This window comes from Arthrobacter sp. 2YAF22_2, assembly GCF_052114645.1.
Taxonomy (GTDB): domain Bacteria; phylum Actinomycetota; class Actinomycetes; order Actinomycetales; family Micrococcaceae; genus Arthrobacter.
Genome location: NZ_JBFRFD010000553.1, coordinates 1 through 2,262 on the forward strand (window position 1 = coordinate 1; position 2,262 = coordinate 2,262).

A 2,262-nucleotide genomic window follows, 5' to 3' on the forward strand; every position below is an offset into this window, starting at 1 on the left:
GTTGTTGCCGGACACCGTCGAGGCGACGGCGGCGCCGGCGCCGATCAGCAGGGCCAGTCCGACGGCGACGCTGATTTCGACGGTGCGCTTGCGCGTCGGCTTCGCCGTTTCGCCGGCAACGATCCGGGTCGTGCCGGGGGTGGGGTCTTCGGGGGTGGATGACATGGACGGGTCCTGTTCGTGGGCGGTGCGGGTGGCCGGGGGCGGGTGGTCAGCGCCGGCGACATCGCCCCTGGTGTGCCCTGCTGGAAGGCTTGGTGAACAGTTCCGGAGTAGTCATGGATTCACCCTAGGGAGGGTGGCTAACCCGGTTCAATGGTCCGGAAACCCGGGGTCACGCGAGTTCATGCAGCGTCATATGCGGGGCCGACGCGGGGCTGAACAGCTCAGTCCTGCATGCGCTCCAGCCGGTACGTCAGCTTCGCTTCCCGTTTGGGGTCGCCGCCCAGGGACCTGGTGCGCGCAATGTAGTCAACGCCCCACGTCTCCAACAGGAAGTCGTCGGCAATCCGGACGTGGCCGGGAGGAAAGTTGTAGTCCATCCGCTTGGCCACGCCGGACCAGTCGGCGCCGCCGAAGAGCTCTTCGGCGTCGGCCACGGTCCGCACGCCGTTGGCCGCCAGCACGTCCCCCAGCCAGCCGTACTGCCAGGCCTGGCTCCTGGGGTGTTCGGGCAGCAGCCGCGCGAGCATGTCGTGGAGGATGTCGCCCGTGAGCTCGGTGGCCGGGCTCGCCGCGAACTCGGCCGTACTTTCGGCCTGGCGGCGTTTGACGATGTCGTTGATCGCGGAGAACTGGGCGTCGGCGAGTTCAATCAAGGTCGACGCCATGGTGAACGCGCGGTCCACCTCCGCGTTGGCCTCCGCAAGGCCCTTGTAGCGGATGTCATGCTCGAAGGCTGCCCACGCATGCTGCAGCACGGTGCGGATCTGGACTTCGAAGCGCACTCCAATGAACGGTTGGCAGCCGATGGGAACGTTCTCGGCGGGGACCTCCAGAATGAGGTGCCGCCCTGCGTAGCCGATCTGGCCGTTCCGCCTTTGGGAGCTGGTCTTGTCGTCATCCTCGCTGCAGTTGAATTGCCCCTTCAGGGCTGTTGCAACGTCCGCGATGTCGGGTTCCAGGAACATGATGACCCGGACCCCGATGAGGTCATCGAGCTGCTCGAGGCCGCGCGCATATTTGAATTTGCCGTCAGCAGTGAGCCTTTCCAGTTTGTCCCTGACCGAGTCGAGCTCCTTGACCCGGGCCTGCACAGTGTGGTGGTTGAGGCCGTCGTCGCGGAGCCGGGCGCGGATGGCGTCCCCGATGGCTTCTGAAGCCGCATTTAGCCGGGGTAGCAGCGCACGGAATTGCTCCAAGGAGCTGACGACGACGGAATCATGATCTTCCACCCGGTCCCCCTTACAACACCGTGCAGCGGCTCTACTCAGCAGAGTATCGAAGGGCGCCGGTTTGAGCTATTGCAAGGCCAAAAAGGTTACCGGATTGCCTCAAATCGAGTAGCGCTCGTCCTCGTGATCGCCCGGGTGGTCCCTGACGAGCCCGGCGGCCAGAGTGTTGCCGTCCTGCGGGTCGATGACCAGGAACGCTCCGGTCCGCCGGTGGTGCAGGTAATTCTCCAGCGGCAACGGCGCTGCGAGCCGGAGCTGCGCATGCCCGATGTCGTTGAGCCCCAGCGTGGACGCGGGTCCCAGCTGAAAACTGGCCAAGTCGAGCTTGCCGGTCACATTCCGGACCAAGCCCTGGACCGTGCGGGTGCCGTGTTTGACCAGCAGCTTCGAACCCTCGCGGAGCGGCTTGGGCGAGAGCCAGCACAGCGCGGCGTAAACGTCCGCGGTGGATTCCGGGAACGTTCCGGCCGCCGCGATCGTGTCCCCGCGTGCGACGTCGAACTCGTCCGCGAGGCGCAGAGCGACGGATTGGGGTGCCGCAGCCTCGGTGAGCTCGCGGCCGGCGAAGTCGATCCCGGTGATGGTGGTGCTGCGCGGATCCTGGCCCGGGGTCAGGATGCTGACCTGATCCCCCACCTTGACCGAGCCTTCGGTGATCTGCCCGGCGTAGGCCCGGTAGTCGCGGTACGTCTCCGGATCGAGGCCGCCGGCGACGGCGTCTGGAGCCAGCGCTCCCTGCGGCCGGATCACGAGCTGGACGGGGAAACGGAAGCTCTCCAGGTGGCTTTCGAGTTCGTCGGCAGCCGGCAGCGTCTCGAGGACTTCCAACAGCGCCGGGCCGTCGTACCAGGGGGTACGGTCCGAGCGG

2 protein-coding genes are annotated in these 2,262 nt (G+C 66.5%); both read right to left on the minus strand.

From position 1 onward, the window contains the following. Positions 1-386: 386 nt before the first annotated feature. Entirely contained in the window at positions 387-1,394 is a 1,008-nt protein-coding gene (locus AB4Y86_RS17195; protein ID WP_441403378.1) for a GTP pyrophosphokinase, read from the minus strand. Between the two features lie 99 nt (positions 1,395-1,493). Next, on the minus strand, positions 1,494-2,262 hold a 769-nt coding region (locus tag AB4Y86_RS17200), incomplete at its 5' end, for an elongation factor 1-alpha C-terminal domain-related protein (RefSeq protein WP_441403379.1).